The organism is Insolitispirillum peregrinum, assembly GCF_900156605.1.
Classification (GTDB): domain Bacteria; phylum Pseudomonadota; class Alphaproteobacteria; order Rhodospirillales; family Rhodospirillaceae; genus Insolitispirillum; species Insolitispirillum peregrinum.
This window is the reverse complement of sequence record NZ_FTOA01000006.1, coordinates 133,170-158,299: the sequence shown is the minus strand read 5'-3', so window position 1 is coordinate 158,299 and position 25,130 is coordinate 133,170. Positions and strand designations below refer to the sequence as shown.

27 protein-coding genes are annotated in these 25,130 nt (G+C 63.1%); 5 read left to right on the top strand and 22 right to left on the bottom strand.

The genetic code is table 11. The features are described 5' to 3' along the window. Positions 1-39: 39 nt before the first annotated feature. Both BW995_RS16255 and rfbD read left to right on the top strand, forming a co-directional pair. Complete coding sequence (locus BW995_RS16255; RefSeq protein WP_076401463.1) at positions 40-1,062, top strand: NAD-dependent epimerase/dehydratase family protein; 1,023 nt, start codon at positions 40-42, stop codon at positions 1,060-1,062. Between the two features lie 4 nt (positions 1,063-1,066). After that, positions 1,067-1,942 carry a dTDP-4-dehydrorhamnose reductase gene (rfbD, locus tag BW995_RS16250; protein ID WP_076401462.1) on the top strand — a complete coding sequence of 292 codons (876 nt, stop codon included), beginning with the start codon at positions 1,067-1,069 and terminating at the stop codon, positions 1,940-1,942. A gap of 191 nt (positions 1,943-2,133) precedes the next feature. Here rfbD and BW995_RS16245 read toward each other — a convergent pair whose 3' ends face one another. From BW995_RS16245 to BW995_RS16200, 10 genes are all read right to left on the bottom strand, one after another. After that, entirely contained in the window at positions 2,134-2,931 is a 798-nt protein-coding gene (locus tag BW995_RS16245) for a hydrogenase expression/formation C-terminal domain-containing protein (protein ID WP_076401461.1), read from the bottom strand. Positions 2,932-3,378: 447 nt separating this feature from the next. Next, on the bottom strand, positions 3,379-3,759 hold the full coding sequence (locus tag BW995_RS16240) for a thioredoxin domain-containing protein (protein ID WP_076401460.1): 381 nt from the start codon (positions 3,757-3,759) through the stop codon (positions 3,379-3,381). Beyond that, positions 3,759-4,103 (bottom strand): HypC/HybG/HupF family hydrogenase formation chaperone, encoded by a 345-nt coding sequence (locus BW995_RS16235; RefSeq protein WP_076401459.1) that lies wholly within the window; start codon positions 4,101-4,103, stop codon positions 3,759-3,761. Before BW995_RS16235 ends, BW995_RS16240 begins: the two co-directional genes overlap by 1 nt. Positions 4,104-4,105: 2 nt before the next feature. Next, positions 4,106-4,720 carry a HyaD/HybD family hydrogenase maturation endopeptidase gene (locus BW995_RS16230; RefSeq protein WP_076401458.1) on the bottom strand — a complete coding sequence of 205 codons (615 nt, stop codon included), beginning with the start codon at positions 4,718-4,720 and terminating at the stop codon, positions 4,106-4,108. 60 nt (positions 4,721-4,780) lie between these two features. Continuing rightward, the gene (cybH, locus tag BW995_RS16225) at positions 4,781-5,500 is read right to left on the bottom strand and encodes a Ni/Fe-hydrogenase, b-type cytochrome subunit (protein ID WP_076401457.1); all 720 of its coding nucleotides are present in this window, start codon (positions 5,498-5,500) and stop codon (positions 4,781-4,783) included. A gap of 86 nt (positions 5,501-5,586) precedes the next feature. Beyond that, positions 5,587-7,380: a nickel-dependent hydrogenase large subunit gene (locus BW995_RS16220; RefSeq protein ID WP_076401456.1), complete on the bottom strand. Its 1,794-nt coding sequence runs from the start codon at positions 7,378-7,380 to the stop codon at positions 5,587-5,589. A gap of 25 nt (positions 7,381-7,405) precedes the next feature. Beyond that, entirely contained in the window at positions 7,406-8,509 is a 1,104-nt protein-coding gene (locus BW995_RS16215; protein WP_139332964.1) for a hydrogenase small subunit, read from the bottom strand. 382 nt (positions 8,510-8,891) lie between these two features. Beyond that, the gene (locus BW995_RS16210; RefSeq protein ID WP_084194924.1) at positions 8,892-9,635 is read right to left on the bottom strand and encodes an N-acetylmuramoyl-L-alanine amidase; all 744 of its coding nucleotides are present in this window, start codon (positions 9,633-9,635) and stop codon (positions 8,892-8,894) included. After that, positions 9,632-10,006 carry a hypothetical protein gene (locus tag BW995_RS16205; protein WP_076401455.1) on the bottom strand — a complete coding sequence of 125 codons (375 nt, stop codon included), beginning with the start codon at positions 10,004-10,006 and terminating at the stop codon, positions 9,632-9,634. The genes BW995_RS16210 and BW995_RS16205 overlap by 4 nt, the downstream gene beginning before the upstream one ends. Positions 10,007-10,041: 35 nt before the next feature. After that, positions 10,042-10,419, bottom strand: coding sequence for a winged helix-turn-helix transcriptional regulator (locus tag BW995_RS16200; RefSeq protein WP_076401454.1), 378 nt, complete (start codon positions 10,417-10,419; stop codon positions 10,042-10,044). Positions 10,420-10,567: 148 nt separating this feature from the next. Between BW995_RS16200 and BW995_RS16195 the strand changes: the two genes are divergently transcribed. From BW995_RS16195 to BW995_RS16185, 3 genes are all read left to right on the top strand, one after another. Further along, positions 10,568-11,182 (top strand): NAD(P)-dependent oxidoreductase, encoded by a 615-nt coding sequence (locus tag BW995_RS16195; protein ID WP_076401453.1) that lies wholly within the window; start codon positions 10,568-10,570, stop codon positions 11,180-11,182. 105 nt (positions 11,183-11,287) lie between these two features. Next, the gene (locus BW995_RS16190) at positions 11,288-11,953 is read left to right on the top strand and encodes a glutathione S-transferase family protein (RefSeq protein ID WP_076401452.1); all 666 of its coding nucleotides are present in this window, start codon (positions 11,288-11,290) and stop codon (positions 11,951-11,953) included. A 216-nt stretch (positions 11,954-12,169) separates the two neighbouring features. After that, complete coding sequence (locus tag BW995_RS16185) at positions 12,170-15,790, top strand: AsmA family protein (RefSeq protein ID WP_076401451.1); 3,621 nt, start codon at positions 12,170-12,172, stop codon at positions 15,788-15,790. 278 nt (positions 15,791-16,068) lie between these two features. Here BW995_RS16185 and BW995_RS16180 read toward each other — a convergent pair whose 3' ends face one another. The 12 genes from BW995_RS16180 to BW995_RS16125 all read right to left on the bottom strand — a co-directional run bounded on the left by BW995_RS16180 (position 16,069) and on the right by BW995_RS16125 (position 25,040). Further along, the gene (locus tag BW995_RS16180; protein WP_076401599.1) at positions 16,069-16,266 is read right to left on the bottom strand and encodes a DNA gyrase inhibitor YacG; all 198 of its coding nucleotides are present in this window, start codon (positions 16,264-16,266) and stop codon (positions 16,069-16,071) included. A gap of 66 nt (positions 16,267-16,332) precedes the next feature. Continuing rightward, positions 16,333-17,688: a ribonuclease E/G gene (locus BW995_RS16175; protein WP_076401450.1), complete on the bottom strand. Its 1,356-nt coding sequence runs from the start codon at positions 17,686-17,688 to the stop codon at positions 16,333-16,335. Between the two features lie 41 nt (positions 17,689-17,729). After that, the gene (locus BW995_RS16170) at positions 17,730-18,320 is read right to left on the bottom strand and encodes a Maf family protein (protein ID WP_076401449.1); all 591 of its coding nucleotides are present in this window, start codon (positions 18,318-18,320) and stop codon (positions 17,730-17,732) included. 6 nt (positions 18,321-18,326) lie between these two features. Further along, positions 18,327-18,545: a translation initiation factor IF-1 gene (gene infA, locus BW995_RS16165; RefSeq protein ID WP_076401448.1), complete on the bottom strand. Its 219-nt coding sequence runs from the start codon at positions 18,543-18,545 to the stop codon at positions 18,327-18,329. Positions 18,546-18,669: 124 nt separating this feature from the next. After that, entirely contained in the window at positions 18,670-19,116 is a 447-nt protein-coding gene (locus BW995_RS16160; RefSeq protein WP_076401447.1) for an arsenate reductase ArsC, read from the bottom strand. 5 nt (positions 19,117-19,121) lie between these two features. Beyond that, positions 19,122-19,616 carry a UPF0262 family protein gene (locus BW995_RS16155; RefSeq protein ID WP_076401598.1) on the bottom strand — a complete coding sequence of 165 codons (495 nt, stop codon included), beginning with the start codon at positions 19,614-19,616 and terminating at the stop codon, positions 19,122-19,124. A 6-nt stretch (positions 19,617-19,622) separates the two neighbouring features. Then, entirely contained in the window at positions 19,623-20,930 is a 1,308-nt protein-coding gene (gene hisD, locus BW995_RS16150; protein WP_076401446.1) for a histidinol dehydrogenase, read from the bottom strand. A gap of 4 nt (positions 20,931-20,934) precedes the next feature. Next, positions 20,935-21,597 (bottom strand): ATP phosphoribosyltransferase, encoded by a 663-nt coding sequence (hisG, locus tag BW995_RS16145; RefSeq protein WP_076401445.1) that lies wholly within the window; start codon positions 21,595-21,597, stop codon positions 20,935-20,937. 569 nt (positions 21,598-22,166) lie between these two features. Next, the gene (locus BW995_RS16140) at positions 22,167-22,445 is read right to left on the bottom strand and encodes a hypothetical protein (RefSeq protein ID WP_076401444.1); all 279 of its coding nucleotides are present in this window, start codon (positions 22,443-22,445) and stop codon (positions 22,167-22,169) included. 249 nt (positions 22,446-22,694) lie between these two features. Next, positions 22,695-23,981, bottom strand: a complete 1,287-nt coding sequence (gene murA / locus BW995_RS16135) for a UDP-N-acetylglucosamine 1-carboxyvinyltransferase (RefSeq protein WP_076401443.1) — start codon at positions 23,979-23,981, stop codon at positions 22,695-22,697. Between the two features lie 62 nt (positions 23,982-24,043). Further along, positions 24,044-24,598, bottom strand: a complete 555-nt coding sequence (gene dcd, locus BW995_RS16130; protein WP_076401442.1) for a dCTP deaminase — start codon at positions 24,596-24,598, stop codon at positions 24,044-24,046. A gap of 247 nt (positions 24,599-24,845) precedes the next feature. After that, complete coding sequence (locus BW995_RS16125; RefSeq protein WP_076401441.1) at positions 24,846-25,040, bottom strand: hypothetical protein; 195 nt, start codon at positions 25,038-25,040, stop codon at positions 24,846-24,848. Positions 25,041-25,130: the final 90 nt, after the last annotated feature.

Genomic DNA, 25,130 nt, shown 5'->3' with positions numbered 1-25,130 from the left:
TCGACGCTCCCCGTTCGACCCTGCCGTCAAGGAAAGACCATGGAAACCGTTCTTGTCACTGGCGCTGGTGGCTACATCGGCACAACGCTTGTCCCCATGCTGCTGGAAAAAGGCTATCGTGTCCGCGCCCTTGACCGGTTCTTTTTCGGCCGCGAGCTGCTGGCGGCGCACGAAAACCTCGAAATGATTCAGGAAGACGCGCGGTTTGTCTCGCCCGCCCATCTGGAGGGTATCGACCATGTGATCGATCTGGTGGCCATTTCCAACGACCCGTCCGGCGATGCGTTCGAAAAGGAAACCTACGAGATCAATCACCTGGCCCGCGCCAACACTGCCCGGCTGGCCAAGGCCGCCGGGGTGAAGCGTTACATCCTGCCGTCGTCGTGCAGCATTTACGGCTTTCAGGAGCCGGGGGTGATTGCCTCGGAAACCACCCCGACCAACCCGCTGACCACCTACGCCAAGGCCAACGAACTGGCCGAAAAGGACGTGCTGCCGCTGGCCTCGTCCGACTTCACCGTCATCGTGCTGCGGCAGGCAACGGTCTATGGCTATTCCCCCCGCATGCGCTTTGATCTGGCGATCAACGGCATGACCTTCGGGGCCTGGAAAACCGGTGCGCTGCCGCTGATGCGCGATGGCAGCCAGTGGCGACCGATGGTCCACGTCAAGGACACCGCCCGCGCGCAGATTTTCATGCTGACCGCCCCGGCGGACAAGGTGAACGGCCAGTTGTTCAACGTCGGCTCGGAAAAGAACAACTACCAGATCGGCCCGCTGGCCGAAAAGGTGGCGGCAGTGGTGCCGCGCGACGTACAGATTGAATGGTACGGCGATGTTGATCACCGGTCCTATCGCGTGTCGTTCGACAAGCTGCATGCACTGGGCTATCAGGCGCTGTACGAAGCCGAAGACGGCGTGCGCGAGCTGGTCGAGGCACTGGAAGCGGGCAAGACCGACCGGACAACCAAGACCATCACCCTTGAATGGTACAAGCAACTGATCGCCTGGCACGAACAAATCCGGGCGCTGGAACTCCACGGCGGCATGCTGAAGATCTGATCCGATGAAAATCCTTCTTCTTGGCCCGAACGGGCAGCTTGGTACCGACATCCGGGCCGCCAACGCCGCCCTGGCAACCCCGGCGGAGATCATCCCGCTGGGGCGCGAGGTGGTGGACCTGTCCAACATCGACGCGGCCAGCGCCGCCATTGCTGCCCATGATTTTGACGTGCTGGTCAATGCCTCCAGCTATCACAAGACCGACGAGGTCGAAGGCAACGCCCAACTGGCCTTTACCATCAACGCCCATCTGGTGCGACGACTGGCCGAGATTGCCGGTGACAAGAAAGCCCGGCTGGTCCATGTCTCGACCGATTACGTTTTTGGCGGACAGGCCAGCCGCTCCCCGCTGACCGAGGCCGAGGGCAAAGCCCCGCTGAACATCTATGGTGCCTCCAAGGGCATGGGCGAAGATTTGGCCCTGACCTCGGGGGCGGACGTGCTGGTGCTGCGCGTGGCCTCGCTGTTCGGGGTGGCCGGGGCCAGCGGCAAGGGCGGCAACTTCGTCGAAACGATGATCCGCTTCGGGCGCGACCGCAAACGCCTGACGGTGGTCGCCGATCAGGTAATGTCCCCGACCTCGACCGCCGACATTGCCAGCACCCTGTTTTCCCTGCTGTCCAAGGACGTGGACAGCGGCGTTTGGCATGTGGTCAATGGCGGACAGGCCAGTTGGTACGAGTTCGCCAAACGGATCATCGACCGCGCGGGCGTTGATGCCGAGGTGCTGCCGATCCCGTCGTCGGACTATCCAACCCCGGCCCGCCGCCCGACCTACAGCGTGCTCGATACGGCAAAGCTGGCGGCGGCTGTCGGGGCCATGCGCCCGTGGGAAGAGGCCCTCGACGCCTATCTGGTCGCCAAGGGATACCGGGACTGACCGGCGTGCGTTAAATCTGGCGCCACAGTACATGACAGTTTCTGAAAAAAGAATGGGCTACCGCCCAGACCGTTTGGGGCCTGAGGCCCCAAACCCCCTTTTTTCTTTCAATATCAAAATAATGGGGTCCGGGGCCTCAAGGTCCCGGCGAGGTGTGGAGCAGCGCTCCACACTCTTCTACGCCACAGGGATCAGTGGAACAGGCTGGCGGTGATTTCGCCCAGCCGCTCGGCGGCCTCCCCGATGTCTTCCAGCGTGGCGCGCACCGACACCGGCACATCGCCCGCAAACACCGCGTTCAGGATCTGGGTGTCTTCGGTGTTGTAATAGCGCACAGTCCACAGGTGGCGACGGGCGCAGGCGTCAACCCGGCAGTTGCCATAGCCCAGCGAGACGATGGAAATCGGCCCGACACCAATCGCCCGGTCGAGAACCTCCATATCCACCGGCGTCATCGGCAACAGGGTCAGGTTGACTTCAACCTCCCGGCCCGTGGTTTCGTAGGCGCGGGTGGCGGCGTCCAGTTCCAGCAGGACCGATTTAACGTTCATCGCGCCGTCGGGCAGCAGGTCGGGGATGTCCAGCCCCAGCGGCTGGGCAGCCATCACGGCGCGTAACAGCGACGGCACTTCGGCAATTTCCAGCGTCTGCACGCCATCGCACAGCACCCGCCACAGGCCGGGCATCACCGATTCCTGTACCCGGTCTTCGCCGCCATCGGGACGACGGATCAGCGCCTTGACCTCGCCCTCGCCCAGCACCTCGCCCAGCAGGGTCTGCGACGGTGCATCGAGCTGATCGAGGGTGATGGTGATCGCCGCCGCACCATCGGCCACCGCCGTCAGGGCCTGCCGGGCCTCGGCCAGCACCGCCTGGACCGCCTGCGCCACCGCAGGCGTTTCGCGCCATGCCGTTTCCAGCGCATCGGTAACGGCACCGGGACCGGGGCGCAGCGCCGCAAAGGCATCCATCGGAAGGGGACCAACCATCACTCAACCCTCATTGCAGGCATCAACGATGCGAGACTTGGATACATAGACCAGCGTGCATTAGATGTGACGCCACAGGACACGACAGTTTGGGAACAAGGACGTGGAGCGCTGCTCCACACCTCGCTGGGGCCTTAAGGCCCCAGACCCCATTCCTTTGATTGCAAAAGAAAAATGGGGGTTCGGGGCCTCAGGCCCCGAGCAGGTCCGGGCGGCAGCCCGTTCTTGTTTTCAAACTGTCGTGTACTGTGACGTAACGCAGGCACACTGATCTAACCATTTGTTCTGTTACATTGTTTTTGCGAAAACCGGTTCCCGCTTTTCGCACAGTGCTCTTGAGCAAATCCCGAGCAGATGGGTCCATCTGCGACGACGTATTTGCTTAAAATACAATACATTAGAGCATTTGAAGTGATCCAGAGAGAACGGAAAATGCTCTAAACGGCATCAGGCAGCAACGGCGGGGAACAGGGCCGTCGTTTCGCTGACGTACTCGCTCCACGGACGCAAATGCGCCACCACCCCGGCAAAGGCACCGTTGCGCCAGGCGATCACGCACGGATAGGCCAGCACACCCAGCTCGGCGCGCAGGGCTTCGGTTTCGTCTTCGCTGGGCAGAAAGCCCACCGCCAGCGAGCGACCGGTGGCAGCCTGCACCGCCTGAACCAGATCGGGGAAGATCACCGCCGCATCGTTGGCTTCGCGCACGCGGGTCGGGTTTCCGGGGACCAGAATCAGGCAATCGGGGGCGGTCAGGAAGTCCGCCACCGTCGCGGCGTTCAGGCGCGTTGCCCCCAGCGTTTGCAGGCGGTCGAGATGAACGGACATCAGGCAGGGTCCTTTACCATGGAAGAAACAGAACAGCGCAAATGGTCCGGCAACTCCGGCTCGCGGTCGATCAGGTCGGCAAACAGGTGATCGACCGAACCGCCACTCATCACCAGCTCCAGCGCCGACAAGGCATCATCAATCTGCGCCGCCTCGGTCGCGGTCAGCGGCGAGCGGGCCGCCCCCAGAAAGGTCAGCAGCCAGTCGCCTTCGGCCACCCCGGCCAGCAGGCGGGTATCAATCTCCTCCAGCGGTGGCAGCACTCCGTCAGCCCCGGCACGACGGCGGCACAGCGCCGACAGCGGGCGGACCTCGATCACCTGCATCGGGATTCCCACGCACATGATTACAGGCCCATCTGCGACAGAGTGGGACGACCGGCTTCATAAGACGCAATGTCCATGTCATTGCCGACCAGACCATCCTTGCCCGCCAGCGGCACTGCCCGGCGCTCGCCAGTGATGCCCCAGTCGGCCAGCTCGGCCAGCCCCAGCTCCAGCGCCCCAGCCATTTTCTGGCGGATCAGCGGCCGCAGCGAGCCACCCCAGTCTTCCAGTTCTTCCGCCTGCACGCCAATCAGGGTCATCCGCTGCGGCTTGTGCCCCATCAGGTCGGCGGCAGCCAGCACATCCTGAAAACCGGTCTGATGCAGGCTCATCTTGCGACAGCCCATGAAGGCCGGAACCTCGTCGCCGCGCACCACCTTCAGCGTGCCCGGCGGCACCCCCCAGTCGATGGCATCGAACACCAGCAGGTTGCGCGCCTGCTGAATGTAATGGACCAGATACAGCCCCTGCGTCCCGCCATCCATCAGGCGGACGTGGGACGGGAACTGGTGGGTCCGGTCCAGTTCCTCGACACAGCGCACACCAAAGCCTTCATCGGCCCACAGCAGGTTGCCAATGCCCAGAACCAGCGTATCAAAGCCATCCAGCAGGCCATCGTCAGGCGTGATGCTCATGTCTTTCATTCCCTTGTGTCACAGCCCCAAAGCCGGTTCAGGCTCCGGGGCTGGCCCGTCTTACGGACGGTCGTCCTTGAAGATGCGGATGCCGTTGACCATGGTCGAGATCAGCGTCTGCCGCGACATGATGTCTTCGCGCACCGCCGTGTAGATGTGGATCACCACGAACAGCCCCATCACCCACATGCCCAGATGATGCAGGGTGTGCAGGTTCTGGCTGTTGCCGGCCAGCGTCAGCACCCAGCCGAACAGGTCGTGCTGCCACGAGCCCATGCCGGTGCCTTCGGCGTACAGGGCAAAGCCGGTGAACACCATCAGCAGCAGGCAGGTCAGGAACACCAGCACCATCGCCACATGGCTGAGCGGGTTATGGCCGGTGAACTTGCGGGCTTCGCGGTTGAGGAACAGGTACCAGCCTGCCATATAGAACAGGTCGTTCCACCATTGCCGGTTATGGATCGGCAGGGTGACCAGCTGGCGCGCATGGTGATTGCCCACCAGCGCCCAGTACAGACGCCCGATCAATCCGGCCCCCAGCACATAGCCAGCGGCAAAGTGGGTAAAGCGGATATAGCCCATCAGGAAGGCAAAAGTCGCCTCGCCCGATACCGACGGCAGCGGATAGGCAATCAGGGTGCCGGTAACGGTCAGCACCACAATGGCCAGCGCGTTGATCCAGTGCCAGATGCGCACCGGCGCCTCATAGACATAGACGCTGGGCCGGACTTCGCGGTGTCCCTGAAGCTCCAGGGCACTTTCACGGCTGTCAAAGCTCATCAGTGACCTCCTTGTTCGCGCAAGAGCGGGGCGTTGCGCCCCAGCCCTGCCGTTTCAGAGGCGTTTTCCTCCCGGAAAAACGCGCCTTACCGTATCTTGACCTCAACCTCTTGCCCCTGCGGCCCCATCACGTGGGTCGAGCAGGCAAGGCAGGGATCAAACGAATGGATGGTGCGCAGGATTTCCAGCGGGATCTGCGGATCAGCCACTTTGGTGTTCATCAGCGAGGCTTCAAATGCCCCGATGTTGCCCGCCGGGTCGCGCGGGCTGCCGTTCCAGGTGGTCGGAACAATCGCCTGATAGTTGGCGATTTTGGTGTCCTTGATGTGGATCCAGTGGCCCAGCGCCCCGCGCGGGGCCTCGGTAAAGCCGACGCCCTTGACGTCCTTCGGCCAGCTTGACGGCTCCCACTTGGCGGTGTTGGCGGTATTGAGGTCGCCCGCCTTGAGGTTGGCGATCAGCTTGTCGTAATAGTACTTCAGCTTGTCGGCGGCCCACTGGCATTCCAGACCACGGGCAGCGGTGCGGCCGAGGGTGGAGAACAGCGCCTGCAACGGCACATCCAGCGTCTTCAGCAGTCCGTCAACCGGTTCCTTGAACTCCGGCTTGCCCTGCACATAGCCGATGATGTAGCGGGCCAGCGGCCCCACTTCCATCGCATGACCCTTCCAGCGCGGTGCCTTGAGGAACGAGTACTTCGCCGCCTCATCGAGGCTCTCGATGTTCCGCCCCTGGGTCTTGGCGTTCGGGCCGAGCACAAAGTTTGCTTCGGTGATGCCGTCCCACGGATGCAGGCCCTTGGACTCGTCGGGGTAGGTGTACCACGAATGGCTGACGAATTCCTGGATCTGGCCGGGGTCGCGCAGGTCCACCTCGTGGATCTTGCTCAGATCACCATTGATGATCGCGCCGCGCGGCAGTTGCAGCGACTTTTCGGAATAGTCGTTGGCAAATTCCGGGATATCGCCATAGGACATCACCGACATCGACGACAGACCGCCGCCAATCGCGCCCCAGTCCTTGTAGAACGAGGCAATCGCCATCAGGTCCGGCACATAGACCTTGCTGACGAAGTCCAGCGTGCGGTTGATGATCGACCCGACCAGATTCAGCCGTTCCATGTTGATCGCGCCAACGGCCCCAACCCCATCGAGGTTGATCGCGCACGGCACGCCGCCGACCAGCCAGTTCGGATGCGGGTTCTTGCCGCCGAAGATGGCGTGGATCTTGACGATATCCTTCTGGAAATCGAGCGCTTCCAGATAGTGCGCCACCGCCATCAGGTTGGCTTCGGGCGGCAGCTTGTAGGCCGAATGACCCCAGTAGCCGTTCTTGAACGGGCCGAGCTGGCCACTTTCAACGAACTTCTTCAGGCGCGCCTTCAGGTCCGAGAAATAGCCCGGCGACGACATCGGCCACGAGGAAATGGACTGTGCCAGTTCGCTGGTGGCTTTGGGGTCCGCCGACAGTGCCGACACCACATCCACCCAGTCCAGCGCATGCAGGTGATAGAAATGCACCAGATGGTCATGGACATACAGCGTCAGCTGCATGATGTTGCGGATGATGTTGGCATTTTCGGGGATGGTGATCCCCAGCGCGTCTTCAACCGCGCGCAACGAGGTCAACGCGTGGGTGCCGGTACACACCCCGCAGATACGCTGCACAAAGGCCCAGGCATCACGCGGATCACGATCCTTGAGGATCAGTTCGATGCCGCGCCACATGGTGCCGGTCGACACCGCGTTGCGGATGACGTTCTGCTCATCCACGTTGACTTCCAGACGCAGGTGGCCTTCGATGCGGGTCACCGGGTCCACCACAACGCGCTTGCCCCCGTTGTCGAGGGTATAGCCGTTCGGCGTGGTAATGGTCGCCATGATCTGTTGTTCCTCTGCTCAGGGCTCAGCCGTGGTGGTCGTCGATGTGGCCGCGTTCTTCGGGAGACTGGGTGATGCGCTTGACCACGCTGGCGGCGGCATGGGCGGCAATCGCCCCGCCAACCACCGAGGCGGCGGCGATCCCGACCTGATCGGCATTCTTTTCGATGCCGAACTGCTTGATCCCCGACACGCGGTCATAGAACGAGCCCTTGTCCCAGAAGCCGTCTTCCGAGCAGCCGATGCAGCCATGACCGGACTGAATCGGGAAGGACACCCCTTCGTTCCAGCGGATGCTGGAGCAGGCGTTGTAGGTGGTCGGGCCCTTGCAGCCCATCTTGTACAGGCAATAGCCCTTTTTGGCGTTTTCGTCGTCCCAGGCTTCGACAAACTGCCCGGCGTCGAAATGCGGACGGCGATAGCACTTGTCGTGGATGCGCTGGGAATAGAACATCTTTGGCCGCTTCTGGCTGTCGAGTTCCGGCAGACGGCCAAAGGTCAGCAGATAGGTCACCACGCCGGTCATCACTTCGGCAATCGGCGGACAGCCGGGCACGTTGATGATCGGCTTGTCGGTGATCACCTTGTGCACCGGGGTGGCCTGCGTCGGGTTCGGCTTGGCCGCCTGCACGCAGCCATAGGACGCGCACGAACCCCACGAAATGATCGCCTGCGCCCCGGCGGCCATGTCTTTCAGGGTATCGACGAACGGACGCCCGCCCGGGAAGCAGTACATGCCGTCACCGGCCAGCGGCGGGTTGCCTTCGACGGCCAGAATGTACTGGCCGTGATACTTTTCGCGCGCTTCGGTCAGGATGGCTTCGGCCTGATGACCGGCGGCGGCCATGATGGTGTCGTCATAATCGAGCGAGATCATCGACAGCACCACGTCCGACACCAGCGGATGGGCCGAGCGGACAAAGCTTTCGGTGCAGCAGGTGCATTCCAGCCCGTGCAGCCACAGCACCGGAATGCGCGGCTTGGTTTCCATCGCTTCGGCGATCTTCGGCGCAAAGGCCGGGCCGAGGCCGAGACTGGCGGCGGTCAGCGAGCAGAATTTCAGAAAGTTCCGGCGCGAGATCCCTTGGCGCCGGATGACTTCATAAAACGTTTCCAACTTGGCGGGCATTGTTCCCCCCCTGGGTAAGCCCGGATGCCTCCCGGGCGTGTGCCTGGTCTCATCGCCTGTTCCGTCACGACAAGGCTCTGTCACGACAGGACGGTGATGGCTGACCTTCCCAAGGCAAACACCACACCATTAAGAATGATTATCAGCACGCCCTCGTTTTTGGCAGTTCCCCTCACTTGCTGCGCGGCAGCATTTCCCCTACCCATCCCGGCAGATGGTAACAGTTCAGACAAGGCTGTCAGGTTTGTTACCACTTTCTGCCACGGGGGTAGGGTGGCCGCCCTGTCGTTTCCCGGGGGGACGACTCGGGGACAGGAGCATCCTCCCACCCACCGGACGGGAGCAGACTCGAAAGGCGCATATCTGCGTCCTTTCCGCTACGTCAACAGGACGAGAGTCCTTTCTCCACCGCCGCCAGCATCTGCCGGGTTGGCAGGTCGGCCTGCCCGGAAAGGTTGGTTGGGCAATAGCGCCGCTGGAAGGCAATCAACGCCTTTTCCACCCCGCCGCCCCCTACCCGCCCGTCGGTCGCAACCGGCCTCAGCGGGTAGCCAAGGCGGGCCAGACAGCCCGCAACGTCACCGTCCGCCACCGGCGCGACGGCCCGCAAGTCGGCCTCGGAGGGGAAAAACCCTACCCCCGCCGCCGCCAACAGCGGCCAGTCAAACAGTTCGCCGGGGTCTTCCTTGCGGCTGGGGGCAATGTCGGCATGGGCGACAATCCGGCAGGGAGTGATCGCCGGATGGCGGGCCAGAATCTGCTGACACAGGGCAATCACCGCCTGCATCTGGATCGCCGGGAAGGGGCGATAGCCGAATTCGTGGCCGGGGTTGACGATCTCCACCCCGATAGAGCGGCTGTTGAGGTCACCTTCGCCACGCCATTCGCTGACCCCGGCATGCCACGCCCGCCGGTCTTCCGCCACCAGATGCAACACCGAGCCGTCTTCATCAACCATGTAATGGGCCGAGACCTCGGCCTGCGGATCACACATCCGCTCCAGCGCCGATGCCGGGGTTGGCATGCCGGTGTAATGCAGCACCAGCGTATCAACCGCACGCGGGCGCGGGCCATGGTTTGGCGACGGGTGCCAGCGCACCGTCAGGGCAAACGGGGGAGTAATCACTTGATCTCGGCCTGTGTCTTGCCGCTGTTCTGGTCATAGCGCAAGGTGATGCGGTTGGAACTGCACAGATCAAGCCGCCCCCATTCCGCCGTCGCCCGGTCGCTGTACACCACCCGCAAATCCCACAGGCATTTCCGGTCCTTGCCACCCACGCTAAAGGCGATGCGTCCGACCTGGGTGTCTTCCAGAACATCGCCACTGATGACGTTCTCCTGCCAGTCAGACGTTCCTGACGGTGACAGATAAACTTCCTCGATCGGATAGCCGGTCTTGTTGACCAGCGCAAAATCCAGCTCCGTGCCTGCCTGTCCGGCGGTTGGCATCGCTGCCAGTCCAGCGATCAGTACGACCGTCGCCACCACACCCTTCATTCCAGTCCTCCTGCTCTGTATCGGTGGCGCGTAGCTTACGCCTGATCCATCCGCTGATCATAGGCCTGCTGTGCCGCCAGCACCGCTCCGATATGGCTTTCCGCCCAGTCGCGCAGCCCGGCAATGGTTCCGGCCAGCGTCAGCCCCAACGGCGTGATGGCATATTCCACCGTCACCGGCACGGTTGGAAAGGCGGTGCGTGTAACCAGCCCGTCGCGTTCCAGTGACTTCAGGGTTTGCGACAGCACCTTTTGCGAAATGCCACCGACCTCGCGGCGCAGGTGATTGAACCGCTGCGGGCCGTCTTCCAGCATCCCCAGAATCAGCACCGTCCACTTGTCGGCAATGCAATCAAGGATCATGCGGGTGGGACACAGGGGCTGATAGACGTTTGGCGGCAGGGTATCGGTCATGGCGACAACGCTCCAGAGCGCGGGCGGAAGGGAGTGGTTACGCGCTGGTAATCAGGTGCCCGAAAAGTGCCTTCTTTACACCAGCAGGCAATTATAACATCTAGTATCCATCAGATACCAACACATCATGTGGATACAGGAGATTTCGATGAACATTGCCCTGATCGGTGCCTCTGGCAACGCTGGTTCCCGCATTCTGGCCGAACTGTCCACCCGTGGGCATCAGGTGACCGCCATCGCCCGCACCCCGGAAAACATCGCCGCCCTGCCCGGCGTCACCGCGCGCAAGGGCGACCTGTTCGACCGTGACGCCATGGCGGCCCTGCTGCGCGGCCACGACGCGGTGATCAGCTCGGTGATGTTTTTGGTCAGCGATGCCGAAGCCCTGCTGGCAGCGGTGAAGCAGGCCGGTGTGCGCCGCTATCTGGTGGTCGGTGGCGCGGGCAGTCTGGAGGTCGCCCCCGGCGTGCGCCTGATCGATACCCCGGCCTTCCCCGCAGCCTATTTTGCCGAAGCCAGCAAGGGGGCCGAGATGCTCGACCGTCTGCGTCAGGAGCCGGAAGGGCTGGACTGGACCTTCCTGTCACCGGCAGCGATGTTCATTCCCGGCAGCCGCACCGGCCAGTTCCGGCTGGGGCAGGATAGCCTGCTGGTCGCCGCCGATGGCACCAGCAGCATTTCCTTTGAAGACTATGCCGTCGCACTGGTCGATGAACTGGAACGCCCGGCCCACCTGCGCCAGCGGTTCACCGTCGGCTATTGATCCTGACGACAGGGCACCAAGCCCCCCATCTTCCGGGGGGCTTGGTGCCGTTCCACAAAGCCGTTACCATGCCCGCCGACACCTCCAACAAAGGGATAGCACCCCATGCTTCGGCTGATCATCGGTAACAAAGCCTATTCGTCGTGGTCCCTGCGCCCGTGGCTGGCGCTGCGGGTGGCCAACATCCCGTTCGACGAAACCCTGATCCCGCTGTACGAAGACGGCTCGCCGGAAAAGGCCCGTGTCTTTTCGCCCACCGGCAAGGTGCCGTGCCTGATTGATGGCGGGATCACCGTCTGGGACAGTCTGGCGATTCTGGAATATCTGGCCGAGACGTACCCCGAAGCCGGGCTGTGGCCCACCGACCGCGCCCGCCGTGCCGAAGCCCGCGCGGTGGCGGCGGAAATGCATTCCGGTTTCATGCCGGTACGCCAGAACATGCCGATGAACACCCGCAAGGTGCTGCCGGGCAAGGGCTTCCCCGAGGCCGAAGACACCCGTGCGGCCATCGCAAAGGATATCGCCCGCATTGATGGCCTGTGGAGCAGCCTGCGCGCCCGCTTTGCCGCCGACGGTCCGTTCCTGTTCGGCAGCTTTACCGCCGTTGATGCGATGTTTGCCCCGGTGGTCTCGCGCTTCAAAACCTATGACATCGCCCTGTCCGATGCCGCACAAGCCTATGCCGACACCATTCTTGCCCTGCCCGCCATGCAGGACTGGTATGCCGCCGCCGAGCAGGAGCCGTGGGTACTGCCGCACTGCGAAAAGTAACCACAGGCAGCCGGATTGGTGCCGTGATCAGGGGGGCGGACTGCCCCCCTTTGCTTGTCTTTGGAAAAATCCGCCCCATCTATGCGAACAGGCCCCGTCTGTGCGCGTAAAAAACGCGTAAAGGATGATACAGAGGGCGCACAGCATGGTATCACCCCCCTGCACACAGTCTGTCAGGAGGCTGTGCCTGCCGGGTAAAAGGATATCGGGGCGACCATGGGTTCACAGAGTGCAATCGTCAAAAAAGTGGCTGGCGGTCTGCTGGCACTGGTGGGCTTTTTGTTCGGAGCCCTGTTGGCGGTGCCATGGTTCATCAATGGCAACAGCTATAAAGGTCAGGTGACAGCCGCCATTCTGGACGCCACCGGCAGACAGGCCAGCGTCGATGGCGATATCGTGCCGTCCGCCCTGCCCTGGCCGACCGTTCGGCTGGAAAACGTCCGGCTGGCCAACCGCAGCGGTGGCAGCCAGACCGACATGGTGCAGATTGCCGCCATTGATCTGAAACTGTCGCTGGCCGCCCTGTTCACCGGGCGCCTGCAGGTCGAGGAGATCCACCTCGACCGGCCACAGGTGCTGCTGGAACAGACCGGCGAAGGCGCCAACTGGGAATTCTTCTCGCCCAGTTCACGACCAGTGCAGGTGGTTGATGATCGCCGCCCGCAAGGCCCGCTGCCCGCCCAGCCCGGCACCCACACCCCAGTAGCGGCTCCGCAACATCTGGCACAGGACGACGGCCCGCTGGCCGCCCTGACGCTGGTTGCCATCCATGATGGCACCCTCCGCTATCGCCGCAATGGACAGGACAGCGTGCTTGACCGGCTGTCCCTTGAAACCGGCATCGAAAGCCCGCACGGCCCCTTCAAGGCTGAGGTCGAAGGCACCTGGCACAACGGCAAGACCAAAGTGCCGCTGCGGCTGGACGCCTCGATTGGTGATCTGGAAGGCGGCAAGGCAGCCCCCCTCAGCCTCCGCTTCGGGCTGCAAAAAAGCGACGCTGCGATCAGCTTTTCCGGCCTGCTGGTCGGGTCAACCGCCGGGCGGGCCGCCCATGGCGAGCTGCGGGTCAATGCCAGGGACACCGCCAGCCTTGCCCGCCATCTGGGCCTGAAGGAAGCCCCCGCCACCGGCCCGCTGACCATGCGCGCTTCGACTCAGATCAATGGCGACCGCCTGTCGCTGGATGACCTGACGATTGATATCGGCGACAGCCACGTTCAGGGTTCCCTGCTGTGGGATCGCTCGTCACAGCCCTATCAACTATCGGCCAAGCTGGCTTTGGGCAGCCTTGATCTCGACCGCTGGCAACAGGCGCTGAAAAAGGACCAGCAAGACGCCCCGCCCCCTGAAACGACACCAGAGGCCGCCCCGGAAACCACAACCACAGACGCCCCGTCCTCTGCGCCACTGGCGCAATCGACACCGTTCAGTCTGCCCATCCCGTCCACCTACCGTGGCACCATCGACCTGCGGATCGGTGCCCTGACCTGGCGGCAGACCGTGCTGCGGCAGGGCCACCTTGCCATCACCCTCGACAACAAGGGGGCCCAGATCGACGAGCTGACCATGCAGTTGCCCGGCAGTTCGTCAGTCGGCATGGTTGGGCGGCTGTCTCCGGCCCCGGAACAGGATGGCGGCATGGCGATTGACCTGTCGGCACAGGCGCAATCCGATGATTTCCGCTCGGTGGTGCGCTGGCTGGGCGGGGAAGTGCAGGACATCCCCAACAGTCGGCTCAACCGCCTGCAAGGCGCTGTCACCATCGGCGGCACCTTGCGGGAAATCGCTTTCCGCGACGCCGAGGTGACCCTCGACACCACCACCGTCCGGGCGGCGGCCACCGTCCGCCCGCCCCTGCGGGCTGACCAGCGCCCGGCCATCGGCCTGACACTGGCCGGAACCAGCCTGAACCTTGATGCTTACCGTGGCACGGCGCCCCCGGCCAAGCCTGTGGCTCCGGCGGAGCAGACGCCGGTTTCGCCCGTTGACCAGATGGAGACCGCCCCGGTCGGCAGCCCGGCGGTTTCCTCTGACCTGTGGCGCTGGCTGCGCGGCTGGGACGCCAACCTGCGCTTCGGGATGGACAGCCTGACCTGGCACGACCTGTCCTATAAGGGCCTGCATGCCGAAGCCACCCTGCAGGACGGCCAACTGGTGCTGCACGATGCCGGTGTGCGCGATGCCGCTGGTGGCAGCCTGCAAATTCAGGGCGGGCTGGATGTCACCCACGAGCCAACCCTCAAGGATCTGCGCTATACCCTTGCCACTCCGACCCCGCAACGGACGGGCCGCGCGATGGGGCTGTCGGCCCTGAGTGGCTTTGGCAACAGCGATCCCCTGACCATCGACGGCCATCTGTCCGGCCCGCTGTCGGGCGAGCAGGCCAGCAGCCACGGCCTGACCATGGGGATGACCGCCCGCCTTGGAACGGCGGTGGCCTTTGACCTGAAGGGGAGCGTGCGCTCACCGCTGCAAGCCTGGTCCTTTCAGGGCAGCGTCGATCTGCGGGCCAGCGAAGCCAACCGGTTGATCGCCCTGTGGGATGACGAGGCCCTGCGCCAACCCGCCCGCGGCCCGCTGGAACTGAAAGGGCAGCTCGGCAATGCCGCCGGGAAAACCGCCCTGCATGACCTGAGCGCCAGCATGGGCCGCAATCACCTGCAAGGCACCATTGATGCCGACTGGATCAGCGGCCCCCGCCCCCGGCTGGTGGCCAATCTGCGTGGCGACCGACTGGATTTCCGCCCGCAAGGCGACAGTGCCCCGGTGGCTCCGGCGGGGACCACCGCGCGCAAACCGGCCAAGCGAGCCGATGTTGTGTCTGGTGTCCAGGTCGCCGAGGCCGGCAGCGGCGGCGTGCTGTCCGATGCTCCGACACTGGTGCAGGTCGCCGCTCTACCCGCCGGGCGCTGGTCTACCGAACCGCTCGACCGCAGCCCGTGGCAGGCGGTTGATGCCGAGCTGACCCTGAAGGCCGCCTTTCTGGCTTTTGCCGGGGTGGAAATCGACGATGCCGACCTTGCCGCCTCGCTGCAGGATGGCGTGCTGACCCTGTCCCGCCTGAAGGGCGGGCTGTACGGCGGCCCGATGGACGGCTCGGGCAGTTTCAACGTGCGCAGCGACCTGCCGAAAGCCAGCCTGACCCTGACCGCCCAAAAGATGCAGATTGACCGCTTGCTGAAGGCGGTCAGTGGCACCGCCGCCGCCAGCGGCCAGGGCAACCTGACGGTGACGCTGGCCGCGCACGGCATCAGCGAGGCCGCCCTGATCAACAGCCTGAATGGTGAGGGCAGCCTCGATATCGACAGCCTCCTTCCCAACGCCCAGAACGGCCAGAAAAGCGCGCTGGTGGCCCCGGTGCTGGCGCTGAACCAGTTCGCTAGCCTCGCCCACCAGACCCCGGCAGCCGCCGCCACCATCAAGGCGGCGTTCAAGGCACAGAACGGCATCATCAGCGTGCAGAATGCCGACCTCGGCAGCGCCCTGTATCAAGGCCGCCTGCGTGGCCTGATCAACCTGCCACAGTGGACCCTCGACCTGTCCGGCGAAGCGCACCTGTCCGAAGGACTGGTGGCCAATTTCCTGCAACAAAAGCTGAAACTGCCCTCATCGCTGCCAATCTCGCTGTCCGGTCCGCTCGATCAACCGAACGTGCGGGTGATGACCGGTGCCATTGACCCCGGACGCGCTGCCCCAGCCGCCGTCCAACCCGGTAAACAGCCGGTATCGGGGTTGCTGGAGGGGCTGCTGGGGACCAAACAGGCCGACCCGCAACAGCCTGCGGTCAAACCGGAAAAGGCCGCGCGTGATCTGCTGAAGGGAATTTTGGGGCAGTAGAGCATTGTGCGAAAAGTGGGAACCGGTTTTCGCAACAACAATGCGGCATGAAAAAACCAGCATTGTGCGAAACGTGGGAACCGGTTGTCGGATCACAAGACACGACAGTTGGTGGAAAAGAATGGGCTATCGCCCAAACCCATTCGGGACCTGAGGCCCCTAACCCCCATTTTTTCTGTTATGATCAAAGGAACGGGGTCTGGGGCCTCAAGGCCCCAGCGAGGTATGGAGCAGCGCTCCATGATCCTGTTTTTTGTTTGTTTTAACCAGAAGCCCCGTTACGCCGGGTCTTCCGTTGGCTCTTCGCTGGTTTCAACGCGATAATTTTCGCCAAACCAGCGATTGAGGTCCACATCCGCGCAGCGTTTCGAGCAGAACGGGCGATAGCGTGGCTCCACTGGCTTGCCACACACCGGACAGGCGGCTGTCGCCACGCGCACCGGTGTCACCGGCAGATCAGGAGGAGTGTCGTTCATTTCGGCAGGGCCTTCTTGCAGTGAGCGCGTTTTGCGCATCATCCCTGCGACGGATCAAAAAGCAAGTCAGGACAGCGGGGTCACACTGAACCAGTCGCGCGCCACCCCGGTGACCACCTGCAGGACCAGCGGCTGACCAAGGCGCTGTTCTGCGTCAGTCAAGGCGTGACGCCACGGCCCGCGCAAACCGTCGATAATCGCCGCCGAGGCCCGCAGGGCAATGCGGGTAACCGGATCACTGTTCACCGCCGCCAGTACCTGCCGCAAGGCGTCCAGCGCCGCCGCCTGCGCGGTGGAGGCTGCCGCCGGACGAGGTGCCAGCAACAGATCAGCCAACGGTGCCCCCCGGCGCGGACGGCGGACCTCGACCAGCCCCAGCGCCGACACTCCCAGCACCTGCGGGCGGGCCGGATCATCGGCCAGCAGCGCCGCCAGAGCCTGCGCCATCGCCTTCTTGTGGGCCTCGGCCCCCCGGCGCGGAGCGGCAAAATCAATCACGATCATGCCAGCCAGATTGCGCAGCCGGATTTGCCGCGCCAGTTCGGGCAGCACCCGCTGGTTGGCCTCTTCCGGGCTGTACGGGCCACTGTCAACGTCGATGGCGGTCAGGGCTGCGGTCTGTTCGATGGTCAACAGGCCGCAGCGTGGCGACAGGGCCTGATCAATCGCTTCGGGGATGCCCTCATCGTCCCACAGCCGATAGGGAGCCCGTGCCGCCCGAATCACCGCCATCAGGTCAGGCCGCGCCGCCTGTGCCTGCTGCAAGGCCGATGGCCCGGCACACAGCACCCGCTCCACCGACCGCCCCTCCAGAGCCGCCGCCAGCGGCAACGCCCCGCCGGACAGCCGCCCGGCAGATGACAGTTGTCGGCGTTTCTGGTCAATATCGGCCCAGCGGGCACGGGCATCCGACAGGGCGGCGGTCAATACCTGTTCGTCGGTATCCCAGGCACGGGTGCGCAGCACCACCCCTTCATCGGGGCGAACCTGTTGCTCGGCCCACTGCTGCAGGCGGGTCCGTTCGGCCTTGTGGGTGATCTTGCTCGACAGGCTGATGCCGGGGCGGCCTGGGCTATAGGCCAGCAGCTCACCGCCCAGCGACACACTGGCGGTCAGCTTCGGGCCTTTTTCAGCGCGGGCGGCCAGCAGGATTTCCACCAGCACCAGCGCGCCGTCGGGGGGCAGCCCCTGCGGGCAGTCTTCGGCAGCCAGAAAGCCGTCCGGCCCCATGCCCAGATCGACAAACACCGCCGCTCCGGCGGGTGCACGACCGCGCACCCGACCGAGAAACAGATCCCCGACCAAGGCCTCATCGTCGCGAAAATGATGGAGTTCCCAAACCTGCTCACCTGCCAGCAAGGCAACCCGCGTCTCCCCCGGCGAGCGTTCGACCAGCGCCAGATCAAGGCGGGGTGTCGACACGGGGGGAATCCGCGGGGAAGTCAGCGACCGGTCGGCGTGCTTCACAGGCCGACGCCGAACAACAGGTTTTCGGTTTCATACAGCGGCAAGCCGACAACGTTGCTGTAACTGCCAACAATCTGGTGGATGTAGGCTGCTGCCAGACCCTGAATGGCATAGCCACCGGCCTTGCCGTGCCATTCGCCACTGGCGATATAGCGTTCAACATGCTGGTGCGACAGCACCCCAAAGGTGACGGCGGTTTCCACCACCCGCACCAATTGCTTGCCGGTCGGGGTCAGCAGACAGACACCACCATAGACACGATGCCGCCGTCCCGACAACAGGGCGAGGCAGGTGCGTGCGGTGGCTTCGTCTTCGGCTTTGGGAAGGATGCGGCGACCGCAGGCGACCACCGTATCGGCAGCCAGCACAATCGCCCCCGGCCACCGTTCGGCAACGGCTTGCGCCTTGGCTATCGCCAGACGCTGGGCATGGGGGCGGGGCAATTCGCCAGCAAGCGGGCTTTCGTCGATATCTGCCGGATCAACGGCATCCGGCCGCCGCCCGATCTGCGCCAGCAGATCCAGCCGTCGCGGCGAGGCCGAGGCCAGCACCAGCGGCGGTGCGGCCCGTGTGGGCTGTTCGGCCATTCCGACTTACTTGAAGCGGAAGGTGATACGGCCCTTGGTCAGGTCATACGGCGTCATTTCAACAGTGACGCGGTCGCCTGCCAGCACACGGATGCGGTTTTTGCGCATCTTGCCTGACGTGTGCGCAAGAATTTCATGGTCGTTGTCCAGGCGAACCCGGAACATGGCGTTCGGCAGTAGTTCAACGACCACTCCCTGAAACTCAATCATATCCTCTTTGGCCATTCCCACTCCGGGCTTTTATCGTGAACATTTGGAAGTCGCGGATGTATGTTGCCATTACGGCAGAAGGTCAAGGATTTTCCGCATCCTGACCCCATATTTGCCCTGTTCTGCCCTAAATGAACAGCTACAGGCGTCCCCATGGCACCGGCGGGAAGCGTTCCTTGATTTTGGCCCGCAATTCATCGCGAACCTGCCGGTAGGCATCAAGGCGCTGTTCGCGCGAGCCTTCGACGATGGTGGCGTCAAAGGTGCGCCAATACTCGACATCGCAGGCCACAGTACGGGTAATTTCAACGGCTTTGTGCTGGGCTTCGGGTGACAGTGACACCACCAGATCAAAGCTGTCGTCTTCGAGGTCATCGAAGGTTTTCGAGCGGTGTTTTGAAATATCGATGCCGATCTCGTCCATCACCGCAATGGCAAAACCATCCGGCTCGCCCGCCCGGACACCCACCGAGTCGACATAAATCCGGGTACCATGCATCCAGCGCAGAATCCCCGCCGCCATCACCGAGCGGACGCAATTCATCGTACAGGCAAACAGGACGGCAGAGGGCAAGGAATGCGGCAACGCCTTTATCCCCGAATGTGCAGGACACAGACCAGGGTAAACAGGCGGCGGGCGGTATCCTTGTCCACCTCGATGGCTTTTTCGGACAACCGCTCGCGCAGCATCTCGGCACCTTCGTTGTGCAGGCCACGCCGCCCCATGTCGATTGCCTCTATTTGCGAGGGGGTGGCGGTCCTGATCGCCGAGTAATAGCTTTCGCACACCATGAAGTATTCCTTCACGATGCTGCGAAAGCCCTTGAGGGAAAAGAACGTCCGCATCAACGGCTGTTCGGCGACATCGTTGATGTCAAGACACAGCTTGTCGCCGTCAATCGACAGATGCAGCGAATAGGGGCCGGTGATCGCTTCGTCGAGAACGTGGAAATAGTTCTCTTCCAGCAGGTCGTAAATGGCGACCTTGCGTTCATGCTCGACCTCGGCGCGTCGGCGTACCAGGGTTTTTTCGTCCAGATGGACCGCCTGAATGCATTCCGTCGCCGGATCCCGTCCCCCGTGCATCATCCTCTAGCCACCCTTTGCCATGTTTAGCCGCAGCGCAACCGACTGGCCGTGCGCCTGAAGCCCCTCGGCGTTGGCCAACGCCACCGCCGCCCCACCAATTGCGCGCAACGACTCTGCGGTACAGCCCAGCAGAGAGGTCCGCTTCATGAAGTCCAGCACCCCCAGCCCCGACGAGAACCGCGCCGAACGGGCGGTCGGCAGGACGTGGTTCGGGCCACCGACATAGTCGCCCACCGCTTCGGGGGTGTAGCGACCGAGGAAAATGGCCCCGGCATTGCGGATTTTGTTGGCCAAAGCATCGGGGTCGGCCACCGCCAGCTCCAGATGTTCCGGCGCAACACGGTCAACAATTGCCACCGCTTCGGCCAGATCATCGACCACGATCACCGCGCCGTGGACATCCCACGACTGGCGGGCGATGTCGGCACGCGGCAGAACCTGAAGATGGGCTTCGACCGCCTGCTTGACCGCTTCGCCAAAGGCCGCATCGTCGGTGACCAGAATCGACTGGGCTGCCGTGTCGTGCTCGGCCTGTGACAGCAGGTCCATCGCAATCCACGACGGGTCGTTGTCCTTGTCGGCCACCACCAGAATTTCCGACGGTCCGGCAATCATGTCGATGCCCACCGTGCCATAAACCTGACGCTTGGCAGCGGCAACCCAGGCATTGCCCGGACCGACGATCTTGTCCACCGGCGCAATGGTCGCCGTCCCATAGGCCAGCGCGGCCACCGCCTGCGCTCCGCCAATCCGATAGATTTCATCAACCCCGGCTTCGCGGGCCGCCGCCATCACCAACGGGTTCAGCTTGCCGTCGGGGGTCGGAACCACCATCACCAGACGCTCGACCCCGGCCACCTTGGCCGGAATGGCGTTCATCAGCACGCTGGACGGATAGGCCGCCGTGCCACCGGGCACGTACAGGCCAGCGGCCTCGACCGCCAGCCAGCGCGACCCCAGCCGCACCCCGGCCTCGTCAACGTAATCATAGCTTTCCGGCATCTGGCGCTGGTGGTACGAGCGGATACGCCCGGCAGCAGCCCGCAGGGCCTCCATCAGCTCGGCAGGAACGGTATCAGCGGCGCCGTCGATGGTCTCCCGCGACAGGCGCATGGTCTCGACCGTCAGCGACGGCAGGCGGTCGTAGGTGCGGGTGTAGTCCACCACCGCCTCGTCCCCGCGCGCCCGCACCTCGGCCAGAATGGCCGCGACGGTGGCGTTGACATCGGCGTCGGTTTCCCGCTTGGCAGACAGCAGGGCCGCAAACTGTTGCGGGAACTCCGGGCTGCTGGCGTACAGATCAACAGGCATCGTTTCAGGCCTTTTGCTTGACGGCTTCGGCAAAGCTGGCAATCCAGCCGTTCATCTCGGTCGGGCGGGTCTTGAGTGCCGCCCGGTTGACGATCAGGCGCGAGGTGACGTCGGCAATATGCTCGATTTCCACCAGCCCGTTGGCCTTCAGCGTCGAACCGGTCGAGACCAGATCGACGATGCGGCGGCACAGCCCCAGCGACGGTGCCAGCTCCATCGCGCCGTTGAGCTTGATGCACTCGGCCTGCACCCCACGGGCGGCAAAATGCCGCTTGGTCACTTCGGGGTACTTGGTGGCAACCCGGATATGGCTCCAGCTGGTCGGATCGTCGCTGTCACTCAGCGCCACCGGCTCGGCCACCGCCAGGCGGCACGGCCCGATCCCCAGATCAAGCGGGGCATAGATTTCGGGGTAACCGAATTCCATCAGCACGTCATTGCCGCAGACCCCCAGATGGGCCGCGCCAAACGCGACAAAGGTCGCCACGTCGAACGAGCGAACGCGAATGATGCGGATATGGGGATGATTGGTGGCGAAGGTCAGCTGCCGGGATTTCGGATCGTCGAAAGCAGGCTCTGGCTCGATGCCAGCGGCCCGCACCAGCGGCATCGCTTCGTCCAGGATACGCCCTTTGGGCAGGGCGATCACCAGCGGATCAAGAGACATGGATGAACTAAGGCCTGATATGGTCAATGAGGATGGGCATCTTTACACGGTTCAGGGGCCTAGAGCAAATCCCCATAGCAAATCCCGAGCGACCCGTCAGGGTCGCGATGGTGTATTTGCGACACGAACAGACTCAAATCCCGAGTGACCCGTCCCGACAAATCCCGAGCAGATGGAACATCTGCGACGACGCATTTGCTGAACCAACAACAGACGAGAGACTTTGCCGTGACCGCAGGGAACGGGAAAGTCTCTCGGTCGCGATGGTGTATTTGCGACACGAACAGACTCAAATCCCGAGTGACCCGTCAGGGTCACGATCTGGCACAGGCATCGTTGCGCCCGATGTCGGGGGGTATTTGCGGTACGAACCGACTCAAAACAAGAATGCGGGGCGCTGCCCCGCCCCCGCTGGGGCCAGTCGGCCCCAGGCCCCATGAGGTGGCGTTTTGGTATGGCGGGAGAGAAATCGGGAAAACGACTATATTTTAAATGGATAGAATATCGTGGAACAGCATGCCGCATTGCCGGAGACGCACGTTCCCTGTTGGCTCAAGCCTCGCTTTGCCTCAGGATGCACGCATGAAATAGGTGATACCAAAGAAGCCAGCGCCCAGCGCCACCACGCAAGCCAGCACGATCAACAGCAGGGTTTGCATCATCCCGCCGCCTTTTTTCTTTTTGCCGGTTTCGCCGTTGATTTCGCGGATCAAGGCATCGATGCGTGCCTGCATATGAGCACGGTGGACAGCCTGCTTTTCCGGAGGCAGCTTGGAGTACATGGCTTGCAGACGGCGAAGCTCAAGTTCGCAGTCTTCTCGCGATCGACCTTTCTGGGCTGCGGCCATGACGTAGAAACTCCCCTTTTCACGCCCTGATCCCGCGTGCTCCCGCCGGGATCGTGTCTGGTTTTCACAAGACAATGGCCCCGCCCCCACCGGCGAAGCCATGCCTTGATACAAGGCGCACCCTAACACAGAGATACAGGCACAGAAAGCCTTATACATCCATAGAGGTGAACAGCATAAGACCCTACCCAACCGCCTGCAATCATACAGAGCCCGTCTGCACCGGACAGGCCCTGTCGTTGTCAGGCATCAGCCGCGCAGACGCTCGATGTTGGCACCGCAGGCCGCCAGCTTGGCTTCGAGGCGTTCATAGCCACGGTCCAGATGGTAAATGCGGTTGACGATGGTTTCGCCCTCGGCAGCCAGACCGGCCAGCACCATCGACACCGATGCCCGCAGGTCGGTGGCCATCACCGGTGCACCGGACAGGCGCGGCATGCCGCGCACAATGGCCGACGAGCCGTGAACATTGATCCGCGCCCCCATGCGGGTCAGTTCCGGCACATGCATGAAGCGGTTTTCAAAGATGGTCTCGGTCAGCATCGAAGCGCCGTTGGCGGTGGCCATCAGCGCCATGAACTGCGCCTGCATGTCGGTCGGGAAGCCGGGGTACGGCTCGGTCATGCAGTCGATACCGCGAATTTCGGCCCCGTCGGCCTTGACGCGGAAGCCACGCTCGGTCGGCAACACCTCGACCCCGGCCTCTTCCATCGCCTTCAGCACTGCCGTCAGATGCTCCATCCGGCCACCAACCAGCTCGATGTCGCCACGGGTGATCGCCGCCGCAATGGCATAGGTCCCGGCCTCGATACGATCGGGCACCACCGAGTAATCACAGCCATGCAGGCGCTCGACGCCCTGAATCCGCACGATGTTGCTGCCGATCCCGCTGATTTTGGCCCCCATCGCCACCAGACAGTTGGCCAGATCGGTGACTTCGGGTTCCAGCGCGGCGTTGACGATGGTGGTTTCGCCCTCGGCCAAAGACGCCGCCATCAGGATGTTTTCCGTCCCGCCAACCGTCACCTTGGGGAAAATCACCGTACCACCCTTCAGACGGCCATCGGTGCGGGCCTCGATGTAGCCTTCGGTCAGATCGATCTTTGCCCCCATCGCTTCCAGCGCCTTCAGGTGCAGGTCCACCGGGCGGGTCCCGATGGCGCAGCCACCGGGCAGCGACACCCGCGCCACCCCACAGCGCGCCACCAGCGGCCCCAGCACCAGCACGCTGGCGCGCATCTTGCGCACCAGATCATAGGGGGCGGTGGTCGAGGTGATGGTTTTGGCCGTCAGGTCGAACACCCGGCCATGAACACTGTCACCGCCGTTATCGCCGCTCATGGTCATTTCCACCCCGTGCTGGGCCAGCAGATGGGCCATGGTGGTCACATCGGCCAGATGCGGCAGGTTGGAAAGACGCAGCGTTTCGTCGGTCAGCAAGGCCGCCGTCATCAACGGCAGGGCGGCGTTCTTGGCGCCCCCGATCGGAATCGAGCCGCGCAGGGGGGTACCACCAACGATACGGATACGGTCCATGAAAAAGATCCTGATGTCAGACTGTCGGGAAGAGCGGGAGGCGCAAAGGATAAAGGCAGGCGTTACAGGCGCGGCAAGGTCACGCCCCGCTGCCCCATGTATTTGCCCAGCCGGTCACCATAGGACGTATCACAGATCGTATCGGCCTTGAGGAACACGAACTGGCAGGCGCCTTCGTTGGCATAGATTTTCGCCGGCAGGGGCGTGGTGTTGGAAAATTCCAGCGTCACATGGCCTTCCCATTCCGGTTCCAGCGGGGTGACGTTGACGATGATCCCACAGCGGGCATAGGTCGATTTGCCCAGACAGATCACCAGCACATCGCGCGGAATGCGGAAATACTCGACGGTCCGCGCCAGCGCGAACGAGTTGGGTGGAATGACGCAGACATCGGTCTGGCGGTTGACAAAGCTCTTGTCCGAAAATTCCTTCGGGTCGACCACCGCCGAATCAACGTTGGTAAAGATCTTGAACTCGTCGGCCACCCGCGCATCATAGCCATAGGACGACACCCCGTAAGAAATCACCCCGCCGCGCTCCAGGCGATCGGTAAACGGCTCAATCATGCCGTGAGAGGTGGCCATCTCACGGATCCAGCTATCGGGCATCACGGACATGAACTTGTAACTCCTTGTGCGGAAAGCCCCGCCAGATGCGAGGCTTCCGTTCGCCTGCGGGGCGACACCGGTCCAGGAAACAAAATGACCTGATACTTAGAGCATTGCGCGAAAAGTGGGAACCGGTTTTCGCAACAACACTGCGGCAAAACAGAGCAGTGAGCGCAAAAGTGGTTCCGGTTTTGCGCGCTATCACTGCGACAAAACAAAGCAGTGAGCGCGGCTGCCAACAGGCCAAGGCACAGGATTACCCTTGCCCGCCATCATCCTTGCGGGCGCGCGACTGGGCCTTGCGGCGCGCCAGATTGGCCCGCAGGGCCTCGGCCTGCGCTGCGGCCCGCTCCGCTGCCCGGCTCTGGCCGCGGTCGGTGATGGTCGGGCGTGCCTTGTTTCCGGCAGACTCATCAAGGGTTTCAGGGCTATCAATCGGATCGGCAGTCATCTTGGCAAGCCTTTGCATCATGCGAAATGGATCGTCGCAGGCCGATGATAAAAAAAAAGTGATCTCCCCTCAAGAAATCCCTTGTCAGCC

Coding starts and splice junctions, on each gene's coding strand:
- BW995_RS16255 (WP_076401463.1), top strand. CDS start 40: ATGGAAACCGTTCTTGTCACTGGCGCTGGTGGCTACATCGGCACAACG.
- rfbD (WP_076401462.1), top strand. CDS start 1,067: ATGAAAATCCTTCTTCTTGGCCCGAACGGGCAGCTTGGTACCGACATC.
- BW995_RS16245 (WP_076401461.1), bottom strand. CDS start 2,931: ATGGTTGGTCCCCTTCCGATGGATGCCTTTGCGGCGCTGCGCCCCGGT.
- BW995_RS16240 (WP_076401460.1), bottom strand. CDS start 3,759: ATGTCCGTTCATCTCGACCGCCTGCAAACGCTGGGGGCAACGCGCCTG.
- BW995_RS16235 (WP_076401459.1), bottom strand. CDS start 4,103: ATGTGCGTGGGAATCCCGATGCAGGTGATCGAGGTCCGCCCGCTGTCG.
- BW995_RS16230 (WP_076401458.1), bottom strand. CDS start 4,720: ATGAGCATCACGCCTGACGATGGCCTGCTGGATGGCTTTGATACGCTG.
- cybH (WP_076401457.1), bottom strand. CDS start 5,500: ATGAGCTTTGACAGCCGTGAAAGTGCCCTGGAGCTTCAGGGACACCGC.
- BW995_RS16220 (WP_076401456.1), bottom strand. CDS start 7,380: ATGGCGACCATTACCACGCCGAACGGCTATACCCTCGACAACGGGGGC.
- BW995_RS16215 (WP_139332964.1), bottom strand. CDS start 8,509: ATGCCCGCCAAGTTGGAAACGTTTTATGAAGTCATCCGGCGCCAAGGG.
- BW995_RS16205 (WP_076401455.1), bottom strand. CDS start 10,006: ATGAAGGGTGTGGTGGCGACGGTCGTACTGATCGCTGGACTGGCAGCG.
- BW995_RS16200 (WP_076401454.1), bottom strand. CDS start 10,419: ATGACCGATACCCTGCCGCCAAACGTCTATCAGCCCCTGTGTCCCACC.
- BW995_RS16195 (WP_076401453.1), top strand. CDS start 10,568: ATGAACATTGCCCTGATCGGTGCCTCTGGCAACGCTGGTTCCCGCATT.
- BW995_RS16190 (WP_076401452.1), top strand. CDS start 11,288: ATGCTTCGGCTGATCATCGGTAACAAAGCCTATTCGTCGTGGTCCCTG.
- BW995_RS16185 (WP_076401451.1), top strand. CDS start 12,170: ATGGGTTCACAGAGTGCAATCGTCAAAAAAGTGGCTGGCGGTCTGCTG.
- BW995_RS16180 (WP_076401599.1), bottom strand. CDS start 16,266: ATGAACGACACTCCTCCTGATCTGCCGGTGACACCGGTGCGCGTGGCG.
- BW995_RS16170 (WP_076401449.1), bottom strand. CDS start 18,320: ATGGCCGAACAGCCCACACGGGCCGCACCGCCGCTGGTGCTGGCCTCG.
- infA (WP_076401448.1), bottom strand. CDS start 18,545: ATGGCCAAAGAGGATATGATTGAGTTTCAGGGAGTGGTCGTTGAACTA.
- BW995_RS16155 (WP_076401598.1), bottom strand. CDS start 19,616: ATGCACGGGGGACGGGATCCGGCGACGGAATGCATTCAGGCGGTCCAT.
- hisD (WP_076401446.1), bottom strand. CDS start 20,930: ATGCCTGTTGATCTGTACGCCAGCAGCCCGGAGTTCCCGCAACAGTTT.
- hisG (WP_076401445.1), bottom strand. CDS start 21,597: ATGTCTCTTGATCCGCTGGTGATCGCCCTGCCCAAAGGGCGTATCCTG.
- BW995_RS16140 (WP_076401444.1), bottom strand. CDS start 22,445: ATGGCCGCAGCCCAGAAAGGTCGATCGCGAGAAGACTGCGAACTTGAG.
- murA (WP_076401443.1), bottom strand. CDS start 23,981: ATGGACCGTATCCGTATCGTTGGTGGTACCCCCCTGCGCGGCTCGATT.
- dcd (WP_076401442.1), bottom strand. CDS start 24,598: ATGTCCGTGATGCCCGATAGCTGGATCCGTGAGATGGCCACCTCTCAC.
- BW995_RS16125 (WP_076401441.1), bottom strand. CDS start 25,040: ATGACTGCCGATCCGATTGATAGCCCTGAAACCCTTGATGAGTCTGCC.